Genomic DNA, 4,504 nt, shown 5'->3' with positions numbered 1-4,504 from the left:
CGCGTCCCGCACGTCGTCCGGGCGCTCGCCGCGCGGCTTGAGATGCGCGAAGCCGGTCCGGGGCGCTGTGCTAGCGTCCCGGGTTTCCCGTCGACGCCCGACCCATGCCCCTGCGCACCACCGGACTGCTGTTCGCTGCCGTGCTGGCCACCTCGGGCGCCGCGGGTGCGCAAGAGGCCGCCATGCAGAACGACCCGTATCTCTGGCTCGAAGACGTCACCGGTGAGCGCCCGCTCGCGTGGGTGCGCGAGCACAACGGCACCACCGAAGCCGAGCTGGCGACCACGCCGCAGTTCAAGGCGCTCGAAGCCGACATCCGCGCCATCCTCGATTCCGACGCCAAGATCCCGGCCGTCGAGAAGATCGGTGCGTATTACTACAACTTCTGGAAGGACGCGCAGCACGAGCGTGGCGTCTGGCGCCGCACCACGCTCGACGAATACCGGAAGCCGCATCCGCAGTGGGAGACCGTGCTCGACATCGACGCGCTCGGCCGCGCCGAGGACGTCAAGTGGGTCTTCCATGGCGCCAACTGCCTGAAACCCGAGTACCGGCGCTGCCTGGTGGCGCTGTCGAACGGCGGCTCCGATGCGGATGTCACGCGCGAGTTCGACCTCGTGACCAAGACGTTTGTCGGGGACGGCTTCTACCGCCCCGAAGCCAAGGGCGGCATGGACTGGATCGACATCGACCACGCCTACGTCTTCACCGACTTCGGCGCGGGCACGATGACGCCGTCGGGCTATCCGCGCATCGTCAAGGAATGGACGCGCGGCACGCCGCTGGCGTCGGCGAAGGTGGTGTACGAGGGCAGCGATGCCGACATGTACATCGCGGCGATGCATGACGACACGCCCGGCTTCGAGCGTGACTTCGTCAGCCGCACCATCGCCTTCTACAACGACGAGCTTTACCTCCGCCGCGCCGACGGCACGCTTGCCAAGGTCGACGCCCCCAACTCCGCGCAGAAGAACGTCTACCGCGAATGGCTGACGCTCGAGCTGCGCGAGCCGTACACCGCGGGTGGAAAGACGTACCCCGCGGGAAGCATGATCGCGGCGAAGTTCGATGACTTCATGGCCGGCAAGCGCGACTTCGAAGTGCTGTTCGCCCCCGACGCGCATTCCTCGCTCGCCGGCGCCACGTGGACGCGCCATCACCTCGTGCTCAACGTGCTCGAGGACGTCAAGAACCGCCTGAGCGTGCTGACGCCCGGCGCCGAAGGCTGGGCGCGCAGCGCGTTCACGGGTGCCCCCGCGTTCGGCACGCTGGAGGTCAAGGCCGTCGATCCGGACGAAAGCGATGCGGTCTGGCTCACGGCGACGGATTACCTGACGCCGACGACGCTCTCCCTGGCAACGATCGGGCAGGCGCCCGCCGTCCTGAAGACCATGCCGACCTTCTTCGATGCGTCGAAGGACGTGATCGAGCAGCACTTCGCGACGTCGAAGGACGGCACGCAGGTTCCGTACTTCATCGTCCATCCAAAGGACCTGAAGCGCGATGGCACGGCGCCGACGCTGCTTTACGGCTACGGCGGCTTCGAAATCTCGCTCACGCCCGCGTATTCCGGCGGCGTAGGCAAGGGGTGGCTGGAGAAGGGCGGTGTCTACGTGGTCGCCAACATCCGCGGCGGCGGCGAGTACGGGCCGCGCTGGCACCAGGCTGCGCTCAAGGCGAACCGCCACAAGGCGTACGAGGATTTCGCGGCCGTGGCGCAGGATCTGGTCGCGCGCAGGATCACGTCGCCGAAGCATCTTGGCATCCAGGGGGGCAGCAACGGCGGCCTGCTCGTGGGCAACATGCTCACGCAGTACCCGGACCTGTTCGGCGCCGTCGTCGTGCAGGTGCCGCTGCTCGACATGAAGCGCTACAGCCACATGCTGGCCGGCGCATCGTGGATGGCGGAATACGGCGACCCCGACACCGCGGACTGGGATTTCATCCGGCAGTTCTCGCCGTACCACCTGTTCGATCCGGCAAAGACGTACCCGCCGACCCTGTTCATGACCTCGACGCGCGACGACCGCGTGCACCCGGGCCATGCACGCAAGATGGCGGCGAAGATGCTCGCGGCCGGCAAGGACGTGCGCTACTACGAGAACATCGAGGGCGGACACGGCGGTTCGGCCAACAATGCGCAGGCCGCGCACATGAGTGCGCTGGCATTTACGTTCCTGTGGAACCAGCTCGGGCCTCCGTAACCGGCGGCCTCCGCCCGCGCGTCGCCAGGCCGCCTCCGGGCGGCCTTGTCGTTTCCTTGCCCGCGCGAGCCGCACAATGCACGTCTCCCGATGCTCCGGACCGCTGCGCCGATGAATGCCGACCCGCACGCCAATCTCCCCACGCCGCCTGACGCCACGCGCAAACCGCACGTGGTGACAGCGCCGCACGGCGCGTCGCGCGACGATGAGTACTACTGGCTTCGCGACGACACGCGCACCGACCCCGAGATGCTCGCCTATCTCGCTGCCGAGAACGCCTACGCCGATGCGTGGATGGCGCCGCTGAAGCCGGTCGAGGATCGCCTGTACGAGGAGATCGTCGGGCGTATCAAGCAGGACGACAGTTCCGTGCCGTACCGCCATCGCGGCTGGTGGTACTACTCGCGTTTCGAGGCCGGCAAGGACTATCCGGTGCATGCCCGTCGCCGCGACGCAGACGGCATCGACGCGATGTCGATCCAGCGCGCGAACGAAGCCGGCGATTTCGGCAACGAGCAGGTGCTGCTGGACGTGAACGCGCTCGCCGCGGGTCGCGACTACTACAGCGTGGGAGCGTACGAGATCAGCCAGGACGGACGGTTGATGGCCTATGCGGACGACACGGTGGGTCGCCGCCAGTACGTCATCCGCTTCAAGAACCTGGATTCGGGCGAGGTGTATGCGGACGAGATTCCGGGCACCTCCGCGGACGTCGTCTGGGCGGACGACGGCCGCAGCGTCTTCTACATCGAAAATGATCCGGAAACGCTGCTCACCGTGCGCGTGAAACGACATGTGCTGGGCGAGCCGGTCGCGCAGGACGCGCTCGTCCACGAGGAAGAGGACGACAGCTTCTACATGGGGCTCGATCGCACGCGCGATGACCGCTTCATCTGCATCGGCCTGAGCAGCACCGTCTCCGACGAAATGCGCTGCGCACCCGCCGATGATCCGCGCGAGTTCTTCGTGTTCGCGCCGCGCCAGCGCGATGTCGAATACAGCGCCGACCACTACGACGGCCGCTGGGTGATCCGTACCAACGAAGCCGGTGCCACCAACTTCAAGCTGATGACGGCGCCGACCGACGCGCGCTCGCGCGACGCGTGGCAGCCGTGGATCGCCCACCGCAACGACGTCTTCATTGACGGGTTCGAGCTGTTCCGGGGCTTCAGCGTGATTTCCGAGCGCGCGAACGGGCTCGAACGCGTGCGCGTGCTGAAGAGCGACGGCACCGAGGAATTCGTCAAGGCGGACGAACCGGCCTACAGCATGGGGTTGGCGACGAACGCCGAGCCCGAGACCGATTGGCTGCGGTACACCTACACGTCGTTGACTACGCCGGCGACGACCTATGAGGTCAACATCGGCAGTGGCGAACGGGTGCTCCTCAAGCGGCAACCAGTCATCGGCTTCGATGCGTCCCGATACGTCACCGAACGCCTGTGGGCGACAGCGCGCGATGGCACGAAAATCCCGGTGTCCATCGTCTATCGCAAGGGTTTCGAGAAGAACGGCCGTGCCGCGCTGCTGCAGTACGGCTACGGCAGCTACGGCGCGAACATGGACCCGGCATTCAACCTGCCCGTGGTGAGCCTGCTCGATCGCGGCATGGCCTACGCGATCGCGCACGTCCGCGGTGGCGAGGAAATGGGCCGGCGCTGGTACGAGGACGGCAAGCTGTTCCGCAAGAAGAACACCTTCACGGATTTCATCGACGTCACCGATTTCCTGGTCGAGCAGGGCTATGCGTCGAAGGATCGCGTCGCCGCGTACGGCGGTAGCGCGGGCGGGTTGCTGATGGGCGCGATCAGCAACATGGCGCCGGACAAGTACCGGCTGATCCTGTCGCAGGTGCCGTTCGTGGACGTGGTGACGACGATGCTCGACCCGTCGATCCCGCTCACCACGAACGAATACGACGAGTGGGGCAATCCGGAGAAGAAGGACTGCTACGACTACATGCTCACGTATTCGCCGTACGACAACCTGACGCGGCAGGCCTACCCGGCGATGTTCGTCGGGACGGGGCTGTGGGATTCGCAGGTGCAGTACTGGGAACCGGCCAAGTACGTGGCACGCCTGCGCGATCTCGACACGTCGGGCAATCCGGTTCTGTTCCGGACGAACATGGACGCCGGCCACGGCGGCAAGTCGGGCCGCTTCCGTCGCTATCGCGAGCTGGCCGAGATGTACGCATTCGCGCTCGATCGGTTGGGCGTGCGCGGGGACCCTGCAGCCGCCGGGTGATCTCGGATGGGCGCCGCGTGCAGGCGGCGCCCGATCGGCCGCCGGCACGCTGC

2 protein-coding genes are annotated in these 4,504 nt (G+C 66.6%); both read left to right on the top strand.

The genetic code is table 11. From position 1 onward, the window contains the following. Positions 1 to 104 precede the first annotated feature (104 nt). Entirely contained in the window at positions 105 to 2,204 is a 2,100-nt protein-coding gene (locus tag FW784_RS12780) for a prolyl oligopeptidase family serine peptidase (RefSeq protein ID WP_187770810.1), read from the top strand. A gap of 111 nt (positions 2,205 to 2,315) precedes the next feature. Then, complete coding sequence (locus FW784_RS12775; protein ID WP_149353717.1) at positions 2,316 to 4,451, top strand: S9 family peptidase; 2,136 nt, start codon at positions 2,316 to 2,318, stop codon at positions 4,449 to 4,451. Positions 4,452 to 4,504 lie beyond the last annotated feature (53 nt).

Origin of the sequence: Cognatilysobacter lacus (assembly GCF_008274655.1) — a bacterium.
Taxonomy (GTDB): Bacteria; Pseudomonadota; Gammaproteobacteria; order Xanthomonadales; family Xanthomonadaceae; genus Cognatilysobacter; species Cognatilysobacter lacus.
Note: the sequence above shows the minus strand (reverse complement) of the source record. Positions and strands in the feature narration are given on the sequence as shown.